Origin of the sequence: Microbacterium saccharophilum (genome assembly GCF_007992455.1) — a bacterium.
GTDB classification, from domain to species: Bacteria; Actinomycetota; Actinomycetes; order Actinomycetales; family Microbacteriaceae; genus Microbacterium; species Microbacterium saccharophilum.
In genome coordinates this window covers 43806-67987 of sequence record NZ_BKAH01000009.1, presented here as the reverse complement: position 1 = coordinate 67987, position 24182 = coordinate 43806, and the positions used below count along the sequence as shown (strand labels likewise).

The following is a 24182-nucleotide window of genomic DNA, read 5'->3' as shown; positions in this document are numbered from 1 at the left end:
GGCGGTGCGGCGCGCGATGGGGAGTGCGCTGCGCCGCCGCTTCCGTGCGTGCAGCGGCGTCCCGGGGGTGGTCAGGCGCTGCAGGACAGGCGCTGCTGCATCGACGTCATCGCGTCGATCTCGAACTGCTGCGCGTTCTTCATCGCCTCCGCCACCGCGAGCGTGCGCGGCTCGGAACCGAGCTCCAGCACGGCGTCGGCCATCGGGATGGCGCCCTCGTGGTGCCGGATCAGCAGGCCCAGGAAGAGACAGTCCGCTTCGGTGCCGCCCGCCTGCGCGAGCTCGGTGAGCTCGACCTCCGTCGCCATGCCCATCGCCTCACGCGCCCCGTCTTCGTCGAGCTCGTCGCCGGCACCAGCGCCGGCGCCGTGGCCGTGCCCGCCGTCGGAAGCCGACATCCACGCCATCGTCGGGCCGCCCGCCTGGGGGAGCCCCCACTGCACGAGCCAGTCGAACATCTCGCCCCGCTGCGCCGACTGGCCGGTCGCGATGTCGTAGGAGAGGGCGCGGATGTCTTCATCCGCGGTCTTGCGGTAGATCGTCATGGCCATGTCGATGGCCTGGGCGTGATGGACCTGCATGTCGCGGGCGAACCCCGCCTCCGCCGAGTCGGTGCCCGGCGTGACGGGGGCGGCGTCGAACGTCGAGAACCGGCCGATCGCGAAGGCGACGCCGGCGATGCCGAGGGCGACCAGGAGCACCGCCCACCATGGCGGCAGAACGCGGACAGGCCGCTGGTCGTCGGTCGCGAGTGCGTCGGTCACGACTGCTTTCCGGGCGCGTCCAGCGCGCCGGTGCAGGCCGCGCCGGGCTCCGGGCCGTTGACGTTGCGCCAGTAGGCGGCGAGGAACTCGCCGATGCGCTCGTCGGAGGGATCTGTCACCGTGAGCTGCGCATTCCAGGCGCTCAGGGCGATGGGGGAGTCCATCCCCTCGTATGGCGAGAGGATCGTGTAGGTCGAGGGAAGCTGAGCCTTGAGGGCCTCGACCTCCGCCTCGCCGACGACGGCCGGGTCGTACGTGACCCACACGGCGCCGTGTTCGAGCGAATGGACCGCGTTGATGTCCGGCACCGGCTGCGCGTAGACGCCGCAGTTCAACCACATCGCGTTGTGGTCGCCGCCGGCGGGCGGGGTCTGCTCGTAGTCGACGTCGCCGTCGACGTGGTTCGCGGTGTGCGAGTACGTCTCCACACCGGTGATCGACGAGCCGTCGCCGTCTCCGCGATCGAGCGAGACCGGACGCGGGGTGAGGACATAGGAGGCCACGACGAGCGCGATGACGACGACGGCGGCGGCGGTGCCGACGACCCACCAGGTCAGCTTGCTGCGGCGGCGCTTGGCGAGCTGGCGCTGATACTCCGCGAGCTTCTGCTGCTTCTGATGCTCGCGCTGCTGCTTGACGGTCGTGCTGATCTGCGCCTGCGTCGCGGGGTTTCCGCTGGTGCGCTTCGAAGTCGGGGTCATCTGCTGCGATCTCGGCTAGGGGCGCCCGACCGGCAGGTGCGGGCACCACGAGTCTATGCAACAGCATGTGTGTGAGGGCTGGGAACGTGGAATCGGCGGGCGCTGGCGCTCGTGGGTCCCGATGGCTCCGGTAACATAGGTCGGTCGAATCGTTTCGACCCTCTTCTTCAGCTCGTCGGGTGTCCGGCGGCCCCACCGGAAATGGCCACGCCGTGCGCGACACCGATACGATCCGCCTCCCGACGCCGGGACAGAAGCCCTCGCCCACCGGCGCCATCCGCACGCTCGGGAGCGACCCCGCGACCGCGCCCGTCGTCCTGCACCCCGGCGACGCGCTGTCGACCCGGCGACGGGTGCTGTACATCATCCTGCTCGGCGCTCTGACGGCCCTCGGTCCGTTCACGGTCGACCTCTACCTGCCCGCGTTCCCCGTCTTGCAGGAGGACTTCCGGACCTCCGCCGCGGCGATCCAGCTGACCCTCACCGGCACGATGATCGGGTTCGCCCTGGGCCAGCTCATCGTCGGCCCGCTCAGCGACAAGGTCGGCCGCCGCATCCCGCTCCTCGCCGTGACGGCGCTGCACGTCCTCGCGAGCGCGGGTGCCGCGCTCGCCCCCAGCCTGGAGCTGCTGAGCGTCGCGCGCGTCGCGATGGGCATGGGAGCCGCCGCCGGCGGCGTCGTCGCCATGGCGATCGTCCGTGACCTGTTCGGCGGTCGCCGCCTCGTGGTCATGCTGAGCCGGCTCGCCCTCGTGTCCGGCGTCGCCCCGGTGGTCGCCCCGCTCATCGGTTCGGCGCTGCTGGCCGTGATGCCGTGGCGCGGCATCTTCGTGGTGCTCGCGCTGTACGGCGCCGTCATGCTGATCTCCGCCGTCCTGTTCGTGCCGGAGACGCTGCCGAAGGCGCGCCGGCACGAGGCGGGATCGACGACCGTCCTCGAGCGGTACCGCAGCGTCTTCCGGGACCGCGTCTTCATCGGCGTCCTCATCATCGGCGGGATGAGCTTCTCCGGTCTCTTCTCCTACCTCTCCGCGTCGTCGTTCCTCTTCCAGGAGAGCTACGGCTTCGACGCGCAGCAGTACGGCCTGCTGTTCGCCGCGAACTCCGTCGGCGTCGTGATCGGCGTGCAGAGCGCGTCACGTCTTGCGGCCCGGTTCGGGCCGCAGTGGGTGCTGTCGGTCTCGACCGCCGTGCTCGTCCTCGCGGCATCCGCCATCATCGTCACGGATCAGCTGGACCTCGGGGTCTGGGGGACCATGATCCCGCTCTTCGTCTTCATGACCGCGTGCGGCTTCACGTTCCCGTGCGTGCAGGTGCTCGCCCTGGACAGGCACGGCAAGGCCGCCGGCACCGCGGCATCCATCATCGGCGCGACGAACTTCGGCGTGGCGGGCCTCATCACCCCGCTCGTCGGCTGGATCGCGAAGGACTCCGCCATCACCGCGACGACGATGGCATCCGTCATGGTCGGCTGCGCGGTCATCGGCGTGCTGTCGCTGTGGCTCATCGTGCGTCCCCGGACAGTCGAGCGCCTCGCTCCGTAGTGCGTCGTGCATGATGGGTCGATGACGACGCGGACGACCGATCTCGAGATCACCCATGGCCTGCGCTGGCTCGTCGGAGGTCTCGCGCTTCTCGTCGTGGGATTCCTCTTCGGCATCCTCATCGCGCTCGGCACCGACATCCTCGACATCGACGGATGGTGGAACACCCTGGTGGGCACGTTCTACCAGGGCATCCGGCCGTTCTCGCTGCTCATGAACTTCCTCGGCGGCGGGTGGTTCGCCACCTACGCCGTGCCGCTCGCGGTCGCCGTCGCGCTCGTCCTCGCACGCCGGCCGTGGAGCGCGCTGATGTTCCTCGTCGCGACCGCCCTGAGCGCCGGCCTCGTGCAGGTGCTCAAGAGCGCCTTCGGCCGGGCGCGACCGGAGGACATGCTCGTGATCTCCGATCACGGCTCGTTCCCGTCCGGCCACACGGCGAACGCGGCGACGATGGCGGTCCTGCTCGTGATCATCTTCCCGCGCGTGTGGGTCTTCGTCGCCGGTCTCGTCTGGACGCTGCTGATGGGCTTCAGCCGGACGCAGGTGCACGCCCACTGGTTCAGCGACACCGTCGGCGGCGCGATCCTCGGCGCCGGCGCCGCACTCGTGGTCGCCGCCGCCTTCACGATCCCGATCCTCCAGGAGCGTGAGCGCGCCGCGGCACGGACCTCGATGTTCCTGCAGCGCGAACGGGGCGCGTCGCTAGGCTGAGCGGCATGACCGACTCCGCAGCCTCCGCCGCGTCCGATCCGGCTGTCGCCGCCGCCGAGCTCGCGCGCCTGCGCGCCGAGGCGGAAGCCGCCGAGGCCCAGCTGAAGGCCGCCCAGGCACGCGCCGCACTGGCCGCCGCGGAGGCGGAGGCGGCGCGAGCAGCTGCCGGTGCCCTGGCGGAGCCGGCCGCGTCCGAGCCTGCGGCGGCGCACGCCCCGGCCGCGGGCGTGACCGGGGAGACCGGCCCGCTCGATGCGGAGCAGGTCGCGGCGATCGTGAAGGGCTACACGTTCGAGGCCGAGACGCTCGACCTCGGCGCGCTGGTCAACGGTGATCCCGACCCGACGGCGCAGATCCGCATCCCCCTGGCCATGATGAACCGGCACGGCCTCGTCGCCGGCGCCACCGGCACCGGCAAGACCCGCACGCTGCAGGGCCTCGCCGAGCAGCTCGCAGCGAAGGGCGTCCCCGTGTTCGCCGCCGACATCAAGGGCGACCTGTCGGGCGTCGCGACCCCGGGAACCGCCAACGACAAGCTGCTGGCGCGCACCGCGGCCCTCGGGCAGGACTGGAAGCCGGAGGCCACGGCGACGGAGTACTTCGCCCTCGGCGGCATCGGCAAGGGCGTGCCCGTCCGCGCCACCGTCTCCGGGTTCGGCCCACTGCTGCTGAGCAAGGTGCTGGGCCTCAACGAGACGCAGGAGTCGAGCCTCGGCCTCGTGTTCCACTACGCCGATGAGAACGGCCTGGCGCTCGTCGACCTCGCCGACCTCCGCGCCGTTCTGAGCTACCTCACGAGCGACGAGGGCAAGCCCGAGCTGAAGGACCTCGGGGGGCTGTCATCGGCGACGGCCGGCGTCATCCTGCGCGAGCTCATCACCTTCGCCGACGACGGCGCGGACGTCTTCTTCGGCGAGCCGGAGTTCGACGTGCGCGACTTCCTCCGCACCGCGGCCGACGGGCGCGGCATCATCTCGTTGCTGGAGGTCCCCGGGGTCGCCGACAAGCCCGCCCTCTTCTCGACGTTCCTCATGTACCTGCTGGCCGAACTGTTCGAGATCCTCCCCGAGGTGGGGGATGCCGACAAGCCCAAGCTCGTGTTCTTCTTCGACGAGGCGCACCTGCTGTTCACGGACGCGTCGAAGGACTTCCTGTCCGCGATCGTGCAGACCGTCCGCCTCATCCGGTCCAAGGGCGTCGGCGTCTTCTTCGTGACCCAGACGCCGAAGGACGTCCCCTCCGACGTGCTCGGGCAGCTCGGCTCGCGTGTCCAGCACGCGCTCCGCGCCTTCACCCCCGACGACGCGAAGGCGCTGCGCGCGACCGTCGGCACCTACCCGAAGTCCGGCTACGACCTCGAGCGCACGCTGCAGGAGCTCGGCACCGGCGAGGCCATCGTCACCGTCATGAGCGAGAAGGGCGCCCCGACACCCGTCGCCTGGACGAGGCTGCGCGCGCCGCAGGGACTCATGTCGCCGACCCCCGACCCCGACATCGAGCGCGCCGTCAAGGCCTCGCCGCTGCTGGCGAAGTACGGGACGCCGATCGACCGGGAGTCCGCCCGCGAGATCCTCACGGCGAAGATGCACGCGGCGGAGCAGGCGGCCGCCGCCGAGCAGGCGGCACTGGAGAAGGCGAAGGCGGATGCCGAGTTCGCCACGCAGCAGGCGGCTATCCAGAAGCAGCTCGACCGCGAGGCGAAAGAGCGGCAGAAGGAGTACGACCGGCTCCTCAAGGCCGCCGGCGGCACGTCGCGAACCACCCGGACGACGCGTCGCACGGAGAAGTCGCCCATCGACCAGATCCTCGGCTCCAAGGCGACGCAGACGATCCTCACGAGCGTCATCCGCGGCGTCTTCGGCACCGGCCGGCGCTGACCGGCCAGCGTACGATCGAGCCATGGTGAGGAAAGCCCCGACCACCGACATCGACGAGCGGCAGCTGCGGGTCACATCCCCCGCAGACCACGCGGTCGGCGTCCCCGCCGTGCTGCACGCCCTGCAGATCTCGCAGGAGCAGATGGGCATCACGCGCAGTGTGGAGACGCTGCTGCGCGTCAACCAGAAGGACGGCTTCGACTGCCCCGGGTGCGCGTGGCCCGAGGAGAACAAGCGTCACCTCGCCGAGTTCTGCGAGAACGGCGCGAAGGCCGTCGCCGAGGAGGCGACGCTGCGGCGCGTTCCCCCGGAGTTCTTCGCGGCGCACTCGGTCGACGAGCTCCGCGCTCATGACGACTGGTGGCTCGGCCAGCAGGGGCGGCTCACGCATCCCGTCATCCTGGAAGAGGGCGCCACCCACTACCGGCCGATCTCCTGGAACGACGCGCTGACGACGATCGCCGACGCTCTGAAGGATCTCGACAGCCCGGACGACGCGGTGTTCTACACGTCGGGGCGCACCTCGAACGAAGCGGCGTTCCTGTACCAGCTGCTCGTGCGGGGCCTCGGCACGAACAACCTGCCGGACTGCTCCAACATGTGCCACGAGTCGTCGGGCTCCGCGCTCACCGAGACCATCGGCATCGGCAAGGGCACCGTCTCCATCGAGGACATCCACGACGCCGACCTGCTGATCGTCGCCGGGCAGAACCCGGGCACGAACCATCCGCGCATGCTGGGTGCGCTGGAGAAGGCCAAGCAGCGCGGGGCGAGGATCATCGCCGTGAACCCGCTGCCGGAAGCAGGCCTCATCCGCTTCGACAACCCGCAGACCATCCGCGGCGTGATGCTCGGCGGCACGACCCTCGCCGACGAGTTCGTGCAGATCCGCCTCGGCGGCGACCAGGCGCTGTTCCAGGCGATCGGCAAGCACCTGCTCGAGGTGGAGGAGCGGGACGGCGGGATCCTCGACCACGACTTCATCGCGCAGTACACGAGCGGCATCGACGCGTACCGGCAGGCGATGGCGGATGCCGTCTGGCCCGAGCTGGAGGCGGCCACCGGCATCGACGAGGCCGAGCTCCGCCGCATCGCGGAGATCGTCCGCGGCTCCGGCTCGACGATCGTCTGCTGGGCCATGGGGCTCACGCAGCACAAGCACTCCGTCCCGACCCTCCGCGAGGTCGTCAACGTGCTGCTGCTGCAGGGCAACATCGGGCGGCCCGGCGCCGGCGTCTGCCCGGTGCGTGGCCACTCCAACGTCCAGGGCGACCGGACGGTCGGCATCTACGAGAAGCCGTCCGAGGAGTTCCTGGCCGCCCTCGACCGCGAGTTCTCCTTCGCCGCGCCCCGCGCACACGGCTACGACACCGTCGCGGCGATCCGCGCGATGCGCGAGGGCCGCGTGCGCTTCTTCCTGGGCATGGGCGGCAACTTCGTCTCCGCGACCCCCGACACCGCCGTCGTGGAGGAGGGGATGGGGCGCATCGACCTCACGGTCCAGGTGTCCACGAAGCTCAACCGCTCGCACGTCGTCACGGGCCGGCGCGCCATCATCCTGCCGACGCTCGGCCGCACCGACCGCGACCGCCGCGGCGGCACCGACCAGCGCGTGACGGTGGAGGACTCGATGGGCGCCGTGCACGCCTCCCGCGGTCGCCTTGCGCCGCCGGCCGAGGGCCTGCTGAGCGAGGTCGCCATCATCGCGCGTCTCTGCGCCCTCGTCTTCGCCGAGAACCCCGCCGCCCCGCACGCGGACTGGGCGGCGCTCGAGGGCGACTATGCCGGCATCCGCGGTCACATCCAGAACGTGATCCCCGGGTTCGAGGACTACGACCGGCGCATCCAGAAGGGTCGCACCTTCTTCCTCCCCAACGGCCCCCGCGACGAACGCCGCTTCGCGACCGTCGACGGGAAGGCCCGGTTCACGGCGAACCCGCTCGAGTACCCGCGGATCCCGGAGGGGCGCCTGCTGCTGCAGACCCTGCGCTCGCACGACCAGTACAACACCACGATCTACGGCAAGGACGACCGCTACCGCGGCATCCGCGGCGGGCGACGCGTCGTCCTCATCCACCCGGACGACATCATGGGCCTGGGATTCGCGGACGGGGACGTCGTCGACCTCGTCTCCGAGTGGCACGGGGCGGGCGGGCTGGAGGAGCGGCGGGCCGAGGCGTTCCGGCTCGTGCGGTACGCGACCCCGCGGGGCAATGCGGCGGCGTACTACCCGGAGACCAACGTGCTCGTGCCGCTCGAGTCGGTCGCCGACGTCTCGGGGACGCCGACGTCGAAGGCCGTCATCGTCCGACTGGAGCGGCGGGCGTAGGCATACCCGCCGCGCGCCGGCGACGCAACACCCTGCGCGATCCCAGCCACCCCGCGTAGCGTGCCGGGATGAGCGAACCCTCGATCCCGACCGGCCGCGAAACGGCCCTCCGCGCGATCCCGCGCCCGGACGGCGAGGCGCCGCGCGCGCTCGTCCTCGGCGCCACCGGGTACATCGGCGGTCGCCTCGTGCCGCGCCTGCGCAACGCCGGCTACCGCGTGCGGGTGCTCGCACGCGACGCCGCGCGCATCTCCGCCTTCGAGTGGGGCGACGACGTGGAGGTCGTCGAGGGTTCCGCCGACGACCGGGATGCCGTGACCGCCGCCGTCGCGGACGTCGACGTGCTGTACTACCTCATCCACTCGATGGCGGCCGGCGCCGACTTCGAGGCCGCCGACCTCCGTGCCGCCAGGACCGTCGCGGGCGCGGCCGCCGAGGCCGGCGTCGCGCGGATCGTGTACCTCGGCGGCCTGCATCCGAGCACCGGCGAGCTCTCCCCGCACCTGCGCTCCCGCGTGCACGTGGGCGAGGTGTTCCTGCAGAGCGGCGTCCCGAGCCTCGTCCTCCAGGCCGGCGTCGTGATCGGTTCCGGCTCGGCATCGTTCGAGATGATCCGCCATCTCACCGAGGTGCTGCCGTACATGCCGGCGCCGAAGTGGGTGCGCAACCACATCCAGCCGATCGCCGTCCGCGACGTGCTGCACTACCTCCTGGGCGCCGCGCGCGTCGACCCCGACGTCAACCGGGCCGCCGACATCGGCGGACCGGATGTGCTGCGCTACGGCCAGATGATGAACGGGTACGCCGTCGAGGCGGGACTCCCGCAGCGCGCCATCGCGGCGCTCCCCGTCCTCACGCCGGGTCTCGCCTCGCACTGGGTGAACCTCGTCACCCCCGTGCCCCGCGCGATCGCCCGCCCGCTCATCGCCTCGCTGCAGAACGAATGCGTCATGGACGACCACGACGTCGACGCGATCATCCCGCAACCCGAGGGCGGACTCACCCCGTACCGCCGCGCGGTGGCGCTCGCGCTCGGCCGGGTGGACGGCGACGCGATCGAGACCAGCTGGCAGGACACCGAGTTCGCGCAGCTGCCGAGCGATCCGCTACCGAGCGATCCGGAGTGGGCGGGCCGCACCGTCTTCACCGACGTGCGCACCGCCGGCACGTCCGCCTCGCCGGAGCGGCTGTGGGCCGTCATCGCCGGCATCGGCGGTGAGAACGGCTGGTACTCCTCGCCGATCCTGTGGGCCATCCGGGGGTGGATGGACCGGCTCGTCGGCGGCGTCGGCCTCCGGCGCGGCCGGCGCAGCCGCACCCGCGTCGCCGTCGGCGATGCCATCGACTTCTGGCGCGTCGAGGCCGTGGAGCCCGGGCGCCTCTTGCGCCTGCGGGCGGAGATGAAGGTGCCGGGTCTCGCGTGGCTCGACCTGCAGGTCGAACCCGACGGCACCGGCTCCCGCTACGACCAGCGCGCCGTGTTCTTCCCGCGCGGACTCGCCGGCCGCCTGTACTGGCTGGCGGTGCTGCCGTTCCACGGGTTCGTGTTCCGCGGCATGGCGAACCGCATCACGGCGGCCGCCGAGGCCGACGTGCGCACGTCCCCCGCGGAACTACCCTGAAGGGATGAGCCGCACCGCCGTCGTGATCACCGTGTCCGACCGCTCCGCGTCGGGGCAGCGGGAGGATGCCGCCGGCCCCGTCGCCGTGGCGGCGCTGCGCGACGCCGGCTATGCGTGCGGTGACGCCGTCATCGTCCCGGACGGGGCGGATGCCGTCGAGCAGGCGCTGCGTGACGCCCTCGCCCGCGGCGCCCACCTCATCGTCACGACGGGCGGCACCGGGGTGGGACCGCGCGACCGGACGCCGGAAGGCACCGCCCGGGTGCTCGAGCGAGACGTGCCGGGGATCGCGGAGGAGCTCCGGCGTCGCGGCGCGACGGAGAAGGCGACCGCCCTGCTGTCCCGGGGCCTTGCGGGCGTGGCATCCGGCGCGCTCATCGTCAACCTGCCGGGCTCGCCCCGGGCCGTGGCATCCGGCATGCCCCTTATCGTCGAGGTCGCCGCGCACACGATCGGTCAGCTCGCGGGGGAGGACCACGCATGAACCCCGTCCGCCTCGCCCGGATCGGCGACGAGCCCCTCGATCTCGCCGCGCACCTTGCGGCGGTCGACGATGACCGTGCCGGCGCCGTCACGACCTTCCTCGGCCGGGTCCGCGACCACGACCCCGACGCGCAGGGCGCCGTGGTGGCGCTGGAGTACTCCGCCCATCCCGACGCCGAGGCCACGCTGCACGGCATCGCGATGCGCGCGATCGGGGAGACCGGGGCGATCGTCGCCGTCAGTCACCGCGTCGGGCGGCTGAGCGTCGGCGACGCCGCCGTCGTCATCGCCGTCGCCGCCCCGCACCGGGCGGAGGCCTTCGCCGTGTGCCGCGAGGTCATCGAGGCCGTCAAGCGCGAGCTGCCGGTGTGGAAGCGGCAGATCGAGGCCGACGGCACGACGGCGTGGAAGGGCATCGGCGGCTGACGTCGTCCCTGGGGCCGTGCCCCGCGATCAGCCGCCTGCGAACGGCGGCAGCACGTCGACGGTGGTGTCGGTGGCGAGCGGATGCGCGTCGTCGACCCGTGCCCCGTCCACGAGCACGGCGCAGCGGGGGAGGATCGCCGCGAGCCCCGGTCGCTCGGCGGCCAGCGCGATGCGCAGCGCGCCGAGCGTCGCCTCGGCGCGGGTTTCCTCCGCCACCCCGGCGCGTTCCTCCGCGGCGGCGAAGTACCGGACGAGGGTCACCGGTCGGCCCAGCCCTGCGCGCGCGTCGTGACGGCGGCGACGGCCGCCTCCGTGTCGGCGCGGGAGCCGCCCGCGCGGCCGGCGGCGAGACCGGCGGCGAAGGCGCTCAGCGGCGCCGCCGGGCGCGCGACGCCGTTGGCGACATCGCGGGCGAGATCCAGGATGAGCGCCACCGGAAGGTCGTCGGGGCCGAGCCCGAGCAGGTCGCGCAGCGCGGCCGCCCACTCGTCCAGCGCCTCGGAGGGCAGTGTCCGCTCGCTCACGATCGCTCCGCTTCCGGCCCGCCCAGCCGGGTGCGGGCCCGCTCCAGATCCTCCCACGTGTCCACGTCCTCCGTCTCGGCCGCGGGCGCCGCGAGGACGGTGATCGCGAGGTCGTCGAGGAGCGCGCGCACGGACGCGCCGTCGCCGCGATCGGGGAGGGATGCCGCCGCGCGGCGGAGTGGCGCCGTGCGGTAGAGGCCGGTGAGCCACTGCGGACGGGAGCCGGCATCGCCGAGGCAGACGCCGTCGGTGTCGGCCGGGAGCAGCGGCAGGTCGCGGCTCAGGCGTGCGGCGGCGTCGACGACGCCCGGCAGGTCGCATGCCAGGACGAAGGTCCACTCCGGGTCGTCGTCCCAGGTGTGCAGCGCCGCCACGATGGCGGCCGCCGGTCCCCCGAACGGCGGGTCCTCGCGGACCCACTGGGCGCCGTCCACGCCGGCGACCGGGTCGCCGACGATCGTCACGGGTGCGCAGCCGCGCGTCGCGTCGAGCGCGAGCTGCAGGAGGGTCCGTCCGCCGATCTCCAGCAGCGGCTTCGCCGCCCCGCCCAGCCGCGTCGCCCGGCCGCCCGCGAGCAGGATGGCGCCGAACGGCGTCACGGGCGCTCCCAGTCCCCGCTCTTCCCGCCGGTCTTGCGGGTGAGGTGCACGCTCTCGATCGCCGTGGCCTTGTCGATGCCCTTGACCATGTCGACCACGGCGAGGGCGGCCACCGACACCGCCGTGAGCGCCTCCATCTCCACGCCCGTGCGGTCGGCTGTGCGGACCGTGGCCTCGATCTCGACGCCGTCGTCGGTCACCAGGAGATCGACGGTCGCGCCGTGCACGCCGATGACGTGGGCGAGGGGCAGGAGGGCGGGGGTCTGCTTCGCCCCCTGGATGCCGGCGATCCGTGCCACCGCGAGCACATCCCCCTTCGGGACCGCGCCGTCGCGCAGCGCCGCGACGACCTCCCGCGCGCAGCGGACGAACCCGCGCGCCGTCGCGGAGCGCACCGTCGGCTGCTTCGCGGTGACGTCGACCATGCGGGCGTGGCCCGCGGCATCCAGATGCGTGAAACCCATGCCCCCAGCATGGCACCGGCGGCGGAGGGTCAGCCGAGCAGCAGCACGTCGACGAAGTCGCCCGCGGCGACGGCATCCGTCTCGGCGGGCACCACCGCGAGCGCCTCGGCGGCGCCGAGGCCTCCGGCCAGGTGCGAGCCCGACCCGCCGGCGGTCGCGGGTCGGACGGTCCAGCGGGACGGGTCGGTCCGGTCGATGACGGCGGGGAGGTACTGGCGGCGCGCGGGCGGCGTGCGCCAGGCCGCGGCCGCCGGCAGCCGCAGCACCGGCCGGGCGATGTCGGTGCGTCCCTGCAGGGCCAGGAGCGCGGGACGGACGAACACCTCGAACGACACCGCGGCGCTCACGGGATTGCCGGGCAGGCCGAACAGCAGGGTGCCGCCGGGCAGCACGCCGAACCCCTGCGGCTTGCCGGGCTGCATCGCGACCTTGCTGAACGCCATCGTGCCCGCCAGCTCGTTCTTGACCACTTCGTACGCGCCCGCGCTCACACCCCCGGAGAACACGACGACGTCGGCGGGCGACTGTCCGCCGGTCACGGCCGCGAGAACGGTGCGGAGGCCCTCGCCGTCGTCGTCGACGCTCTCCCTGGCCACGACGTCGCCGCCCGCGGCGGCGACGAGCGCGGCGAGCAGGATGCTGTTGGACTCGGGGATCTGCCCGCGCCGGAGCGGGCGGCCGGGTTCGACGAGCTCGCTGCCGGTCGAGACGACGGCGACCCGCGGGGCGCGCGCGACCTCGACCTCCGGGACGCCGGCGGCGGCGGCCGCCGAGAGCTGCCAGGCGCCGAGCGCGACGCCCGCGGGAAGGATGACGTCGCCCGTGCGCGCGTCCTCGCCGCGGCGCCGGATGTGGGCGGCGGCGCGCGGTGCCGCGAGGACGGTGACGGTGTCGAGGGAGTCCGCGAGCCCACCGACGGTGTCCTCGAAAGGGACGATGGCATCCGCGTCGGTCGGCACGGGCGAGCCGGTCATGATGCGGGCGGCCTCGCCGGGGGACAGCGCCGGGTCGTCGGGGGTGCCGGCCGGCAGATCGGCGACGACGCGAAGCGGGACCAGCTGCTCCGCGCGGGCGTGTACGACATCGGCCGCGCGCACGGCGAACCCGTCCATCGCGGAGTTGTCGAACGCGGGGATGTCCACGGCCGCACGGACCGGCGCCGCGAGGGTGCGACCGGCGGCGGCGCCGAGCGGCAGGGTCTCGGCGGGGAGGGGGTGCACGGCGGCCAGCACAACCGCCTGCTGCTCCTCGACCGTGCGGAGGCCCGTCATGCCGGTGTCCAGGCCGCGAGCCCGCCGGCGAGGACGGACGCCGCGACACCGCGGTCCCGCAGGACCTCGGCGGCCCGCAGGGCGCGGATGCCGTGCGCGCAGATCACGACGACGGGGCCCTCGTCGATCTGGCCCGGGTCGGCGAGGAAGTCCGCGAGGGGGATGAGGACCGATCCGCCCACGATGCCGGCGTCCGTCTCGAAGGGCTCCCGCACGTCGAGGAGGGTCGCGCCCGCCTCCTGCGCGGCCAGCATCTCGGCGGCCGTGACCTGCGGGATCTCCTCCCGGGCCGGCGCGGGGTCCGCCGGCGGCGGATCGGCGGCCGCGCCCGTCGCGGCGCGCAGCGGCACGTCGCGCTGCGTGCCGGCGAGGGCGTCGATCACGGCGACCCGGCCGAGGAGGGGTTCGCCGATGCCGGAGACGAGCTTGACGGCCTCCGCCGCGAGCAGGCCGCCGACCTGCAGGCACAGCGCGCCCAGGACGCCGACGGCGGAGCAGGTCGGCAGCTCGCCGACCTCGTCGGGCCGGTGCAGGTCGCGGAGGCGCACGGCGGCGGTGCCGGCGGGCGGGGCGGACCAGAACACGGTGACCTGCGCATGGAACTCCTGCACGACCCCCCAGACGAGCGGGATGCCGAGCTCCTCGCACGCCCCGGCGACGGCCGCGCGGGTCTCGAACGTGTCGCTGCCGTCGATCACGAGGTGGGCGCCCCGCAGCAGCGTCGCGGCGTTGCCGGCCGTGAGACGCTCGCGGACCGGGTGCACCACGGTCTCGGGGGAGAGATCCTCCGCCACGCGGACGGCGGAGTCGACCTTCGCGGCGCCGATGTCGGTGAGGCGGTGCAGCACCTGTCGCTGCAGGTTCGTGTGCTCGACGATGTCGTCGTCGATGACCGTGACGCTCCCGACCCCCGCGGCCACGAGCGCGAGGATCGCGGGCGACCCGATCCCTCCGGCGCCGATGACCGCGATATGGGCCGCGGCGAGCCGCCGCTGGCCGATGTCGCCGAGACCGGCGAGGGCGCGGTGCCGTGCCGTGCGCGCGCTCTCGCCCGCGGACAGCGCCGGGACGGGATCGACGAGCGGGGGCAGCGGCATCCCTTCAGCGTAATCCCGGCGCGCAGTGTCGGCGCGGGACCGCAGATGCGGCGAAATACCCTGTCAAGCGCCGCGAGTGCGGTGATAACGTCGCCGCATGGACGCGTTCCGCATCTCCGAGGCCGCACGCCTGCTCGGCGTCAGCGACGACACCGTGCGCCGCTGGGTCGACCAGGGGACGCTCCCGGCGACGGGGGAGTCGCCGGCTCGCATCCCCGGCGACGCGCTCGCCGCGCACGCGGTCGAGCTCGCGCGGACGGCATCGGACCCCACCGACGCGCTCTCCAGCGCCCGGAACCGGTTCGTCGGGCTCGTGACGCGCGTGCAGGTGGACGGCGTCATGGCGCAGGTGGACATCCAGGCCGGACCCCACAGGGTCGTCTCCCTGCTGTCGGCCGAGGCGGTCGCCGAGCTCGGGCTCGAGCCCGGATCGCTCGCGGTCGCCGTCGTCAAGGCCACGAACGTCATCGTCGAGACCCCGCGGGGCTGAGGTGCGCCGGCGACTGGTTCTCCTGGCGGCGTGCGCGCTCGCGCTCGCCGGCTGCGCGGCCACGCCCCGCGCCACGGTCGGCGAGGACACCCGGTTGACGATCTTCGCGGCCGCCTCGCTGCAGGGCGCGTTCGAGGAGATCGCCGACCTGTTCGAGGAGGAGCATCCGGGCGTCGCGGTGGACGCGATCCGTTACGACGGCTCGTCGACGCTCGCGACGCAGCTCATCGAAGGAGTCGCCGCCGACGTGTTCGCGTCGGCGGACGAGCCGAACATGCAGAAGGTCGTGGATGCCGGGCTCGCGGCGCCCGCGACCGTCTTCGCGACGAACACCCTCACCGTCATCGTGCCCGCCGGAAATCCCGCCGGTGTGACCGGGCTGCCGGATTTCGCGCGCGCCGATCCGGTCATCGTGCAGTGCGCGCACGAGGTGCCGTGCGGCGCCGCCGCCGACCGGCTGCTGGCCGGCGCGGGCATCACCGCGGCCGTGGACAGCTACGAGCAGAACGTCACCGCCGTGCTGACGAAGGTCGCGGCGGGCGAGGCGGACGCGGGCCTGGTCTACGTGACGGATGCCGCCGGCCGCGGCGACATCGACACCGTCGCGACGCCCGGCGCCGACGCGGTCGTCAACCGCTACCCGATCGCCGCGCTCTCCGGGGCGTCGGAGCCGGACGCCGCCGCCGCCTTCGTGGCATTCGTCCGCGGTCCGGCCGGCCAGCGGGTGCTCGCCGCACGCGGCTTCGGGGCGCCGTGACGCGCGCCGACCGCGGTTTCGTGCCGCAGGTGCTGCTCGTCCCCGCCGTCCTCGGGCTCGCGCTGCTCGTCGTCCCGCTCGCCGCGCTCGTCGGCCGCGTGCGGTGGGACACCCTGTGGCAGGACGTGACCTCGCCGGCGGCGCTGGAGGCGCTGGCCCTCTCGATGCGCACGGGCCTCGTCGCCACCGCGCTGTGCATCCTCCTCGGCGTGCCGCTCGCGCTCCTCATCGCCCGCGCGGGCAACCGCACGGCCGCCGTGCTGCGCGCGCTCGTGACCGTCCCCCTCGTCCTCCCGCCGATGGTCGGCGGCGTCGCCCTGCTGTTCCTGTTCGGCAGGTCGGGCTGGCTCGGCCCGGCGCTCGCGGAGGTCGGCATCCGCATCCCGTTCACGACGACGGCGGTCGTCCTCGCGCAGATGTTCGTCGCGCTGCCGTTCCTCGTGCTCGCCCTCGAGGCGTCGCTGCGCTCCACCGGGGTCGGCTACGAGCAGGCGGCGGCTTCGCTCGGGGCCGGGCGGTGGCGCATCCTCACCCGTGTCACTCTGCCGCTCGCCGCGCCCGGCCTCGTCGCCGGCGTCGTGCTGTGCTTCGCGCGCGCCGTCGGGGAATTCGGTGCCACGGCGCTCTTCGCCGGGAACGCGCCGGGCGTCACGCAGACGATGCCCCTCGCGATCTACACCGCCTTCAACGGTGCCGGCGTCTCGCAGGGCACCGCGGTCGCGCTGTCGTTGCTGCTGCTCGTCACCGCCGTGGCGGTGCTGCTGCTCGTGCGCGCGTGGCGGCCGGGGGCAGCGCGGTGAGCGGCGCGGCCCTCGACGTGCACGCCGTCCTCGAGCGGCGCGGTTTCACGCTGGATGCCGCGCTCGCCGCGCGGCCCGGCGAGACGCTCGCCGTGATGGGCCCGAGCGGCGCCGGGAAGTCCACGCTGCTGGCGGCGATCGCCGGTGTCCTCCGCCTTCCGCGCGGGCACGTCCGCGTCGGGGAGCGGATCGTGTCGGACCGGCGGAGCCACATCGCCCCGCAGCGCCGCGGCGTCGTGCTGCTCGGGCAGGACCCGCACCTCTTCCCGCACCTCAGCGCCCGCGACAACATCGCGTTCGGCCTGCGGGCGCGGGGCCTGGACCGCGCGCATGCCGGTGCGGAGGCCGACGAATGGCTGTGGCGGGTCGGGCTTCCGGGGTCCGGGCCGCACCGGCCCGGGGAGCTGTCCGGGGGGCAGCAGCAGCGCGTGGGGCTGGCGCGCGCGCTCGCGACGCGCCCCGCCGTCCTGCTGCTCGACGAGCCGCTCACGGCGCTCGACCCGGAGACCGCCGGCGGCGTGCGGGCGATGCTCGCCGAGCAGCTGCCGGCCGCGCACACGACCACCGTGCTCGTGACGCACGACGCCGTCGACGCGGCCGCGCTCGCCGAGACCCTCGTGCTCCTCGAGGACGGGCGCGTCACGCAGCGCGGCACGGTGCGGGACGTGCTCACGGCCCCCGCGACGGCGTTCGGCGCCGTGGTCGCAGGGCTCAATCGGGTCGTGGGGGCGGTCGTGGACGGATGGTGGCGGGCTGGCGGCCTCGCCCTGCCCGCCCGGGGCGCGGCCGCCGGCGACGCCGTGGCGCTCTTCCGCCCCGGCGCGGTGCGGCTCGACACGCTCCCGGACGGCACGGGGACCGGTGCGCTCCGCCTCGCCGCCGCGCCGGGGGAGTGGGTGGGCCGCGTGTCCCGGCTGGAGCAGACGGTCGCCGGCATCCGCGTGCACACGGCGGAGCCGGCCGTCGCCGTCGACCTGCCGGCGGACCTCGTCGCCGAGCTGGGCCTCGCCGCCGGCCGGCCCGTCCGGCTGCGGCTGGACGTCGACGCCGTCCGCCTCCTGCCCGCCTGACCCCGCACCGCGGTGCCTAACGGCGGAGATCGTGCGCGCGGCGCCGGTTTCCGGCGTCCATTCCGCGGGGGTGCGTGAGGATCTCCGCCGTTGGGTCACGCGGGGGAGCAGGTGCGGTGCCGACGCTGCCCGCTGGGCGAACGTCCCGGCTTCGTGCCAGGATGCGGGGGTGCCCCGCATCCGCCCGTTCCGTCCCGGCGACGAACCCGCGCTCGCCGAGATCTGTCTGAAGACCGGGGACGCCGGAGCCGACGCGACGGGGATCTTCGCGGACGACGACATCTGGGCCGAGGTCTTCGTGCTCCCCTACGTCGCCCGGCATCCCGATCTCGCGTTCGTGCTCGAGACGGACGACGGACGTGTGGTCGGCTACGTCGTCGGGACGCCGGACACCCGCGCGTTCGAGGACTGGTTCGCGCAGGAGTGGTGGCCGCGGTTCGCCGACCGCTGGCCACGCCCGGAGAGCGAGGCCACCCGGCAGGACGGCACGCTCATCTACGCGTACGGCCGCCGCGCCGGCGCCGAGCCGTACGGCGACACGCACCCTGCGCACCTGCACATCGACCTGCTCCCCGAGGTGCAGGGGCAGGGCTGGGGGCGCCGCCTCATCGAGACGCTCCTCGCCGCCCTCCGCGAGCGGGGCGTGACGGGCCTGCACCTCGTCGCGTCGTCGGAGAACGCCGGCGCGCTGGCGTTCTACCGCCGGCTCGGGTTCCGTCCGGTCCCGTCCCACGAGGGCGTGCAGGCCTTCGCCATCGACCTGGCCTAGACGATCCGGCCGTCCGCGAGCCGCACCGTGCGGTCGACGAGGCCTTCCGGCACCGCGACGTGCGAGATGAGCACGACGGCCCGGTCGCCGCCCACGGCCGTCATGAGATCGGTGAGCAGCGCGTCGGATGCCGCCGGGTCGACGCCCGCCGTCGGCTCGTCGAGCACGAGGACGGGGAAGCCGCGGAGGAGGCCCCGCGCGAGGGCGAGCCGCTGCGCCTGGCCGCCGGAGACGAGTGCCCCCCGCTCGCCGACGCGGGCGTCCAGGCCCCCGCGGTCGCGGACCCACGGGCCCAGGCCGACGCGCTCCAGCACCGCCTCCAGCTCGGCGTCGGTCGCGGTGTCCCGCGCGAAGAGCAGGTTCTGCCGGATGTCCTCGTCGAAGAGCATCGGATGCTGCTCGCACAGCCCGACCGTGCGCCGCACGTCGTCCGGCGCGAGGCCGCGCACCGACCGCCCGCCGATCGTGTAGTCCCCGTCCACCTCGAGGAACCGCACGAGGACGTGCGCGAGCGTCGTCTTGCCGGCGCCGCTGGACCCGACGACGAGGATGCGCTCGCCCGGTCGCACGTCGAGGTCGACGCCGCTGAGCGCGGGCTCGGCGGCGCCGGGCCATCGGGCGGTGACGCCGCGCAGTGTCAGTCCGTCTCCGAGGTCGGGCGCGGCCCCGGTGCCGGCATCCGTCTCGGCGACGAGCTCAGGCGGGATCGTGTCGGGCACGGCATCCGCGATCCGCGCGGCGGCCGCCCGCACCTGGCGCCACGCGGAAGCCGCGAGCGGCACCGCCGCGAACACCTCGAACACGGCCATCGGCACCAGCACCGCGACGGCGAACCACGGCCCGCCGAGGTCACCGGCCGCGACAGCCGGCGCCGCCGTCAGGACGGCCAGCAGCGAGGCGGCGCCGGCCAGCAGGGAGACCGCCGCCGCGGTGCCCGCCTGCGCGCCGGCGCGGCGGATGACCGCGCGGCGCAGGTCGGCGTCGGCGCGGGCGATGCGGGCGCGGCTCTCAGGCTCGGCGCCGCACGCGATCAGCACGTCGAGGCTGCCGAGGTGGTCGAGCACGGCGTCGGCGAGGCGACCCCGCAGCGGCGCGATCGCGCGTTCCGCCCGTGCGCCGGACGCCCAGCCCCACGCGGTCGCGAGGAGTCCCGCGACGACGAGGCAGCCGAGGAGCGTCAGGGCGGCCGGCCACCACACGAACGCCACGAGGACGACCGCCCCGAGGGCGACGGCGGCGGAGGAGACGAGGGGCTGCACGACCCGGAGCGGGAGGTTCTGCAGCTCGTCGACGTCGTCCACGAGCGCGCCGAGCATGGAGCCGCGGCGGCTCCGGTCCAGGCCCGCAGGGGCCAGCGGGATGAGCCGCCGCACGAGATCGGTGCGCGTCACGGCGAGCTGGTGCAGCGCCGCGTCGTGGCTCGCGAGGCGCTCCGTGTAGCGGAAGGCGGCGCGGGCGAGCGCGAACGCGCGCACCCCGACGACGGCCGCGGAGATGTACATCACGAGGGGCTGTTCGCTCGCCCGCACGATGAGCCACGCGCTCACGGCGAGGAGCGCGACGGCGGAGGCCTCGGACGCGAACGCCGACGCGGCGCCCGGCCAGAACCGGCGGACGGGCGGCATGGCGCCTCGGAGGACGTCGGTGGCGGTCGTCATGCCGTCACCTCCGCGGCATCGAGGCGGACGATCCGGTCGGCGATCGCGCGGGCGGATTCGCGGTGCGAGACCAGCACGACCGTCGCGCCGCCGTCCGCCAAGGCCCGCAGCGACGCCCAGAGGTCCGCCTCCGTGGCGGCGTCGAGCGCCGCGCTCGGCTCATCGAGCGCGATGACCGGGCCGAACCCGCGGAGGTGTCGGTAGAAGGCGCGGGCCACCGCGACCCGCTGCGCCTGACCTCCGGAAAGACCGGCGCCCTGCACGCCGAGTTCCCGCTCCGCGTCCAGCGCGCCGGCCCCCGCGAGGCCCAGGGCGCGGCCGACGAGGTCGGCGTCGGGCGCGTCGTCGCCGAGCGTCACGTTCTCCGCGACGGTGCCCGCGACGAGTCCCGGCGCCTGCCCGGCCCACGCGAGCCACGTCGACGGCGCCAGCCCCCCGACATCCGCGCCCCCGTACGTCGCCATGCCCTCGCCGTGCGCAGCGCCGCGCAGGGCGGCGAGGATGCTGGTCTTGCCGGCGCCGCTCGGTCCCTCCAGCAGCGTCACCGTGCCGGGTGTCGCGGTCACCGAGACCGGCGGCAGCAGGCGGTCGCCGCGGCGCACACGCAGGCCGTCGAGCACGAGCGCACCGTCGCCCGGCACCGCGGCCGCCCGGGCGGGCGCGGCCGCGTCCCGCGCGGCATCCAGCACCGCGAAGACGTCGTCGGTCGCGGCGACGCCCTCCGCGGCCGCGTGGAACTGCACCCCGACCTGCCGCAACGGCAGGTACGCCTCGGGCGCGAGCAGCAGGACGAACAGACCCACCAGGAGGGTGAGCGACCCGTCGATGAGGCGGAAGCCGATCGTGACGGCGATGATCGCGACCGAGATGGATGCCAGGAACTCCAAGGCGAACCCGGACAGGAACGACACCCGCAGGACCCGCATCGTCTCGCGGCGGTAGATCGCTGTGAGACGCCGGATCGAATCCGCCGCGCGGTGCTGCCGGCCGAAGACCTTGAGGGTGGACAGGCCCCGCACCGTGTCGGCGAACCGCGCGGCGAGACGCCCGAGCGTCTCCCACTGGCGCTGCTGCACGGCGCGCGTCGCGAGCCCGATGAGCACCATGAACAGCGGGATGAGCGGGATGGTCAGGACGACGGTGAGGCCCGAGATCCAGTCGGCCCACCACATGACGAGGATGAGGACCGGGGTCGCGACGACGGTCTGGACAAGCTGCGGCAGATAGCGGCCGAAGTACGCGTCCAGCGCCTCGAGCCCGCGGCCGGCGGTCACGGCCAGCTGCGCGGAGTTGCGACCTGCGAGCCAGCCGGGCCCGAGCCGGCCCACGGCGGCGACGAGGCGGGAGCGGAGCTCGGCCTCCACCCGCGCGGCCGCCCGCGCGGCGACGATCTCACGCGCCCACAGCAGCGCCGCGCGGACCGCGACGACGCCGGCGAGGGCGAGGAGCGTGCCGGAGAGCTCAGCCCCGGCGATCGCGTCGACGACCGCGCGTGTCACGAGCCACGCGAACGCGATGATCGTCACGGTCTGCAGGGCGGCGATGACGCCGATCGCCAGGAAGAACCCGCGCGAGGCGCGCGCATAGCGCAGGAGCCGGGGGTCGACGGGCCGGCTGCGCGTGCGCGCAGCCTCCCCACCCGATGAAGCCATGATTCGATCCTGCCATCCGCGAGCAGCCTGCCCGCGCCGGGTCAGTGGGCGAGGGCGGCGGCCTTCTCGATGCGCGAGCGGGTGACGCGCTTGCGGAAGATCCAGTACGTCCAGCCCTGGTACAGCAGCACGAGCGGCAGGAAGATCACGGCGGCCCACGTCATGATCGTCAGCGTGTAGTCGGTGCTCGAGGCGTTCTCGATCGTCAGGCTGTAGGCGATGTCGGTCGAGGACGGCATGACGAACGGGAACAGGGCGAGCCACAGCGTGAGCACGGCGAAGACGATCGTCCCGGCGCCGGCGGCGAACGCCCAGCCGTCGCGCTTGACGGCGTTGGCGACGACGGAAGCCAGGAGGGCGAGCGCCGCGATCACGCCGCACGCGATGACGGCCCACAGCAGCGGCGCTTCGCGGCCGGCCGCGATGACGTAGGTCCAGACGACCGTGCCGGCGGCGAACACGACCGTCGGGATCGCCAGGCGCCGGGCGAGCGCGTGCGCATCCTGCTGCACCTGACCGTCGGTCTTCAGGGCGATGAAGTACACGCCGTGCAGCCAGAACAGCAGCAGGGTCGTGACCCCCACCCACAGGCCGTAGGGGTTCAGCAGGGTCAGGAGCGACCCGGTGAACTCGTGGTCCTGGTCGATCGGCACGCCCTGCACGATGTTGGCGACGGCGACGCCCCACAGGAGCGCGGGGAGGGCGGAGCCGATGACGATCATCCGGTCGAAGCCCCGCTTCCAGCGCAGGGAGTCACGCTGGTGGCGGTACTCGAAGGAGACGCCGCGCGCGATGAGGGCGAGCAGGATGACGAGGAGCGCGAGGTAGAAGCCGCTGAACAGCGTCGCGTACCACTCCGGGAACGCCGCGAACAGGCAGGCGCCGGCGACGATGACCCACGTCTCGTTGAGGTCCCAGACGGGCCCGATCGTGTTGATGATCTGGCGGCGGGAGACGTCGTCCTTGCCGAGGAAGGGCAGCGACATCCCGACCCCGAAGTCGAACCCGTCGAGGACGAAGTAGCCGACGAACAGCACGCCGACGATGAAGAACCAGACGTATGCGAGATCCATGACGTGCTCCTAGTAGACCGTCGTCGGGGTGTCTGCGACCGGGATGTCGGAGGGATCCGGGTCGTCAGGCCCGGGCAGCGGCTCGGGGCCGGCCTTGGCCGTCTTGATGATGAGGCCGGCTTCCACGACCGCGAGCGCGGCGTAGATCCCGGTGAACGCGAGCAGCGAGATCAGCACGGTCCAGCCGGGCACGGAGGGGGAGACGCCGTCCTCGGTGAGCATGAGCCCGAACACGATCCACGGCTGACGGCCCATCTCGGTGAAGATCCAGCCGATGAGGATGGCGCCCAGCGACGCCGGCCACGCCCACACGGCGAGCTTCCACGCCCACTGCGGCACGTCGCGCTTCGCCTTGCTCCGGGTGAGCCACAGCCCCACGACGGCGGTCAGCGCGGCGATGCCGCCGAGGCCCATCATCCAGCGGAACGACCAGTAGGTGATCCACAGGATGGGGGCGAAGTTGCCCTCCACCTGGTCGGCGAACTGCGGGAACAGCTCGGTCGTGTACTGCACGTTGAGGTCGTTGATGCCTTCGACGCAGCCATCGAGGGTGTGGGTCGACAGGAACGACAGCAGGTACGGCACACGCAGCGACCAGATCTCGCCGGTGCCGTCCGGGGTGCCGATGGAGAAGATCGAGAAGGAGGCGTCGGCCCCGCACGCGGAGTCGAACATGGCCTCCGCGGCGGCCATCTTCATCGGCTGCGTCTGCACCATGACGAGGCCCAGCTGGTCGCCGGAGAGCGCGACGGCGGCGAACGAGACGATCATCCCCCACAGGCCGTACTTCAGCGCGGGGCGCATCATCTCCAGATTCTGACCGCGCATGAGGTGCCACGCGGCGATCGAGATGACGACGCCGGCGGTCATCATGAAGGCCGCGGAGAGGGTGTGCGGGAGCGCGGCGAGCGCGACGGGGTTGGTGAGGACGGCGAGGAAGTCGGTCATCTCGGCCCGGCCCCCGTCCTGCGCCATCTGGTAGCCGACCGGGTTCTGCATGAAGGCGTTCGCGGCGAGGATGAAATACGCCGAGAACCAGGCGCCGATCGTCGCGATCCAGATGCTGGCGAGGTGCAGTGCCTTGGGGAGCTTGTCCCAGCCGAAGATCCACAGGCCGATGAAGGTCGCCTCGAAGAAGAAGGCCATGAGGCCCTCGAACGCGAGCGGGGCGCCGAAGACGTCGCCGACGAAGCGGGAGTACGACGACCAGTTCATGCCGAACTGGAACTCCTGGACGATGCCGGTCACGACGCCCATCGCGAAGTTGATGAGGAAGATCTTCCCGAAGAAGCGCGTGAGGTGCAGCCACTTCACGTTCCCCGTGCGGAACCACGTCGTCTGGAAGATCGCCACCGTGAGCGCCATGCCGAGCGTCAGCGGCACGAACAGGAAGTGGTACAGCGTCGTCAGTCCGAATTGCCAGCGCGCAAGCAGCAGCGGGTCGAGCAGATCCATCCCCGGTCCTTCCCCGTATCTGAAGGTCACGGTAGCGAGGACGACC

24 protein-coding genes are annotated in these 24182 nt (G+C 73.4%); 12 read left to right on the top strand and 12 right to left on the bottom strand.

What is annotated here, in order from left to right; all coding sequences use genetic code 11:
* Positions 1-71: 71 nt before the first annotated feature.
* Complete coding sequence (locus tag MSA03_RS10240; protein WP_147050913.1) at positions 72-764, bottom strand: DUF305 domain-containing protein; 693 nt, start codon at positions 762-764, stop codon at positions 72-74.
* Entirely contained in the window at positions 761-1465 is a 705-nt protein-coding gene (locus MSA03_RS10235; protein WP_147050912.1) for a thioredoxin-like domain-containing protein, read from the bottom strand. Before MSA03_RS10235 ends, MSA03_RS10240 begins: the two co-directional genes overlap by 4 nt.
* 212 nt (positions 1466-1677) lie before the next feature.
* Between MSA03_RS10235 and MSA03_RS10230 the strand changes: the two genes are divergently transcribed.
* The 7 genes from MSA03_RS10230 to MSA03_RS10200 all read left to right on the top strand — a co-directional run bounded on the left by MSA03_RS10230 (position 1678) and on the right by MSA03_RS10200 (position 10457).
* Entirely contained in the window at positions 1678-3009 is a 1332-nt protein-coding gene (locus MSA03_RS10230; RefSeq protein ID WP_174799875.1) for a multidrug effflux MFS transporter, read from the top strand.
* 21 nt (positions 3010-3030) lie between these two features.
* Positions 3031-3720, top strand: coding sequence for a phosphatase PAP2 family protein (locus tag MSA03_RS10225; RefSeq protein ID WP_147050910.1), 690 nt, complete (start codon positions 3031-3033; stop codon positions 3718-3720).
* Between the two features lie 5 nt (positions 3721-3725).
* Complete coding sequence (locus tag MSA03_RS10220) at positions 3726-5597, top strand: helicase HerA-like domain-containing protein (protein ID WP_147050909.1); 1872 nt, start codon at positions 3726-3728, stop codon at positions 5595-5597.
* Positions 5598-5619: 22 nt separating this feature from the next.
* Positions 5620-7926, top strand: coding sequence for an FdhF/YdeP family oxidoreductase (locus MSA03_RS10215; RefSeq protein ID WP_147050908.1), 2307 nt, complete (start codon positions 5620-5622; stop codon positions 7924-7926).
* 68 nt (positions 7927-7994) lie between these two features.
* Positions 7995-9548 carry an SDR family oxidoreductase gene (locus MSA03_RS10210; RefSeq protein WP_147050907.1) on the top strand — a complete coding sequence of 518 codons (1554 nt, stop codon included), beginning with the start codon at positions 7995-7997 and terminating at the stop codon, positions 9546-9548.
* 4 nt (positions 9549-9552) lie between these two features.
* Positions 9553-10032 (top strand): MogA/MoaB family molybdenum cofactor biosynthesis protein, encoded by a 480-nt coding sequence (locus tag MSA03_RS10205; protein ID WP_147050906.1) that lies wholly within the window; start codon positions 9553-9555, stop codon positions 10030-10032.
* Positions 10029-10457 (top strand): molybdenum cofactor biosynthesis protein MoaE, encoded by a 429-nt coding sequence (locus tag MSA03_RS10200; RefSeq protein WP_147050905.1) that lies wholly within the window; start codon positions 10029-10031, stop codon positions 10455-10457. The genes MSA03_RS10205 and MSA03_RS10200 overlap by 4 nt, the downstream gene beginning before the upstream one ends.
* Positions 10458-10484: 27 nt before the next feature.
* Here the strand turns inward: MSA03_RS10200 and MSA03_RS10195 are convergent, their stop codons facing one another.
* From MSA03_RS10195 to MSA03_RS10170, 6 genes are read right to left on the bottom strand one after another with little or no spacing between them, the layout of a single operon-like run.
* Positions 10485-10718 (bottom strand): MoaD/ThiS family protein, encoded by a 234-nt coding sequence (locus tag MSA03_RS10195; RefSeq protein ID WP_147050904.1) that lies wholly within the window; start codon positions 10716-10718, stop codon positions 10485-10487.
* Positions 10715-10981 (bottom strand): DUF6457 domain-containing protein, encoded by a 267-nt coding sequence (locus MSA03_RS10190; RefSeq protein ID WP_147050903.1) that lies wholly within the window; start codon positions 10979-10981, stop codon positions 10715-10717. Before MSA03_RS10190 ends, MSA03_RS10195 begins: the two co-directional genes overlap by 4 nt.
* A complete protein-coding gene (gene mobA, locus MSA03_RS10185; RefSeq protein WP_147050902.1) occupies positions 10978-11580 on the bottom strand; it encodes a molybdenum cofactor guanylyltransferase in 603 nt (200 codons plus the stop codon). The genes MSA03_RS10190 and mobA overlap by 4 nt, the downstream gene beginning before the upstream one ends.
* Positions 11577-12044, bottom strand: coding sequence for a cyclic pyranopterin monophosphate synthase MoaC (moaC, locus tag MSA03_RS10180; RefSeq protein WP_147050901.1), 468 nt, complete (start codon positions 12042-12044; stop codon positions 11577-11579). The genes mobA and moaC overlap by 4 nt, the downstream gene beginning before the upstream one ends.
* Before the next feature lie 29 nt (positions 12045-12073).
* Positions 12074-13315 carry a molybdopterin molybdotransferase MoeA gene (locus MSA03_RS10175; RefSeq protein WP_147050900.1) on the bottom strand — a complete coding sequence of 414 codons (1242 nt, stop codon included), beginning with the start codon at positions 13313-13315 and terminating at the stop codon, positions 12074-12076.
* Positions 13312-14412, bottom strand: coding sequence for a ThiF family adenylyltransferase (locus tag MSA03_RS10170; protein WP_147050899.1), 1101 nt, complete (start codon positions 14410-14412; stop codon positions 13312-13314). Before MSA03_RS10170 ends, MSA03_RS10175 begins: the two co-directional genes overlap by 4 nt.
* Before the next feature lie 97 nt (positions 14413-14509).
* On the opposite strand from MSA03_RS10170, the gene MSA03_RS10165 reads away from it, so the two are divergent.
* The 5 genes from MSA03_RS10165 (at position 14510) to MSA03_RS10145 (ending at position 18298) form a co-directional block, all read left to right on the top strand.
* Entirely contained in the window at positions 14510-14902 is a 393-nt protein-coding gene (locus MSA03_RS10165) for a TOBE domain-containing protein (protein ID WP_028494871.1), read from the top strand.
* Position 14903: 1 nt separating this feature from the next.
* A complete protein-coding gene (gene modA, locus MSA03_RS10160) occupies positions 14904-15659 on the top strand; it encodes a molybdate ABC transporter substrate-binding protein (RefSeq protein WP_147050898.1) in 756 nt (251 codons plus the stop codon).
* Entirely contained in the window at positions 15656-16459 is an 804-nt protein-coding gene (locus MSA03_RS10155) for an ABC transporter permease (RefSeq protein WP_147050897.1), read from the top strand. Before modA ends, MSA03_RS10155 begins: the two co-directional genes overlap by 4 nt.
* The gene (locus MSA03_RS10150; protein WP_244946397.1) at positions 16456-17529 is read left to right on the top strand and encodes a sulfate/molybdate ABC transporter ATP-binding protein; all 1074 of its coding nucleotides are present in this window, start codon (positions 16456-16458) and stop codon (positions 17527-17529) included. The genes MSA03_RS10155 and MSA03_RS10150 overlap by 4 nt, the downstream gene beginning before the upstream one ends.
* A gap of 169 nt (positions 17530-17698) precedes the next feature.
* Positions 17699-18298, top strand: a complete 600-nt coding sequence (locus MSA03_RS10145) for a GNAT family N-acetyltransferase (protein ID WP_147050895.1) — start codon at positions 17699-17701, stop codon at positions 18296-18298.
* On the opposite strand, the gene cydC is transcribed toward MSA03_RS10145, so the two are convergent.
* The 4 genes from cydC to MSA03_RS10125 are packed head-to-tail and all read right to left on the bottom strand — an operon-like array spanning position 18295 to position 24136.
* Entirely contained in the window at positions 18295-19956 is a 1662-nt protein-coding gene (cydC, locus tag MSA03_RS10140) for a thiol reductant ABC exporter subunit CydC (RefSeq protein ID WP_147050894.1), read from the bottom strand. The two genes, MSA03_RS10145 and cydC, sit on opposite strands and share 4 nt — an antisense overlap.
* Complete coding sequence (gene cydD, locus MSA03_RS10135) at positions 19953-21608, bottom strand: thiol reductant ABC exporter subunit CydD (protein WP_147050893.1); 1656 nt, start codon at positions 21606-21608, stop codon at positions 19953-19955. Before cydD ends, cydC begins: the two co-directional genes overlap by 4 nt.
* Before the next feature lie 41 nt (positions 21609-21649).
* Complete coding sequence (gene cydB / locus MSA03_RS10130; protein ID WP_147050892.1) at positions 21650-22681, bottom strand: cytochrome d ubiquinol oxidase subunit II; 1032 nt, start codon at positions 22679-22681, stop codon at positions 21650-21652.
* A 9-nt stretch (positions 22682-22690) separates the two neighbouring features.
* Positions 22691-24136, bottom strand: coding sequence for a cytochrome ubiquinol oxidase subunit I (locus MSA03_RS10125; protein ID WP_147050891.1), 1446 nt, complete (start codon positions 24134-24136; stop codon positions 22691-22693).
* Positions 24137-24182: the final 46 nt, after the last annotated feature.

Excerpts from the sequence above, each read along its gene's own strand:
- MSA03_RS10200 (WP_147050905.1), top strand. The coding sequence starts at position 10,029 with ATGAACCCCGTCCGCCTCGCCCGGATCGGCGACGAGCCCCTCGATCTC.
- cydC (WP_147050894.1), bottom strand. The coding sequence starts at position 19,956 with ATGACGACCGCCACCGACGTCCTCCGAGGCGCCATGCCGCCCGTCCGC.
- MSA03_RS10235 (WP_147050912.1), bottom strand. The coding sequence starts at position 1,465 with ATGACCCCGACTTCGAAGCGCACCAGCGGAAACCCCGCGACGCAGGCG.
- MSA03_RS10165 (WP_028494871.1), top strand. The coding sequence starts at position 14,510 with ATGGACGCGTTCCGCATCTCCGAGGCCGCACGCCTGCTCGGCGTCAGC.
- MSA03_RS10215 (WP_147050908.1), top strand. The coding sequence starts at position 5,620 with ATGGTGAGGAAAGCCCCGACCACCGACATCGACGAGCGGCAGCTGCGG.
- MSA03_RS10125 (WP_147050891.1), bottom strand. The coding sequence starts at position 24,136 with ATGGATCTGCTCGACCCGCTGCTGCTTGCGCGCTGGCAATTCGGACTG.
- MSA03_RS10220 (WP_147050909.1), top strand. The coding sequence starts at position 3,726 with ATGACCGACTCCGCAGCCTCCGCCGCGTCCGATCCGGCTGTCGCCGCC.
- MSA03_RS10205 (WP_147050906.1), top strand. The coding sequence starts at position 9,553 with ATGAGCCGCACCGCCGTCGTGATCACCGTGTCCGACCGCTCCGCGTCG.
- moaC (WP_147050901.1), bottom strand. The coding sequence starts at position 12,044 with ATGGGTTTCACGCATCTGGATGCCGCGGGCCACGCCCGCATGGTCGAC.
- MSA03_RS10210 (WP_147050907.1), top strand. The coding sequence starts at position 7,995 with ATGAGCGAACCCTCGATCCCGACCGGCCGCGAAACGGCCCTCCGCGCG.
- MSA03_RS10170 (WP_147050899.1), bottom strand. The coding sequence starts at position 14,412 with ATGCCGCTGCCCCCGCTCGTCGATCCCGTCCCGGCGCTGTCCGCGGGC.
- cydB (WP_147050892.1), bottom strand. The coding sequence starts at position 22,681 with ATGGATCTCGCATACGTCTGGTTCTTCATCGTCGGCGTGCTGTTCGTC.
- cydD (WP_147050893.1), bottom strand. The coding sequence starts at position 21,608 with ATGGCTTCATCGGGTGGGGAGGCTGCGCGCACGCGCAGCCGGCCCGTC.
- MSA03_RS10175 (WP_147050900.1), bottom strand. The coding sequence starts at position 13,315 with ATGACGGGCCTCCGCACGGTCGAGGAGCAGCAGGCGGTTGTGCTGGCC.
- MSA03_RS10225 (WP_147050910.1), top strand. The coding sequence starts at position 3,031 with ATGACGACGCGGACGACCGATCTCGAGATCACCCATGGCCTGCGCTGG.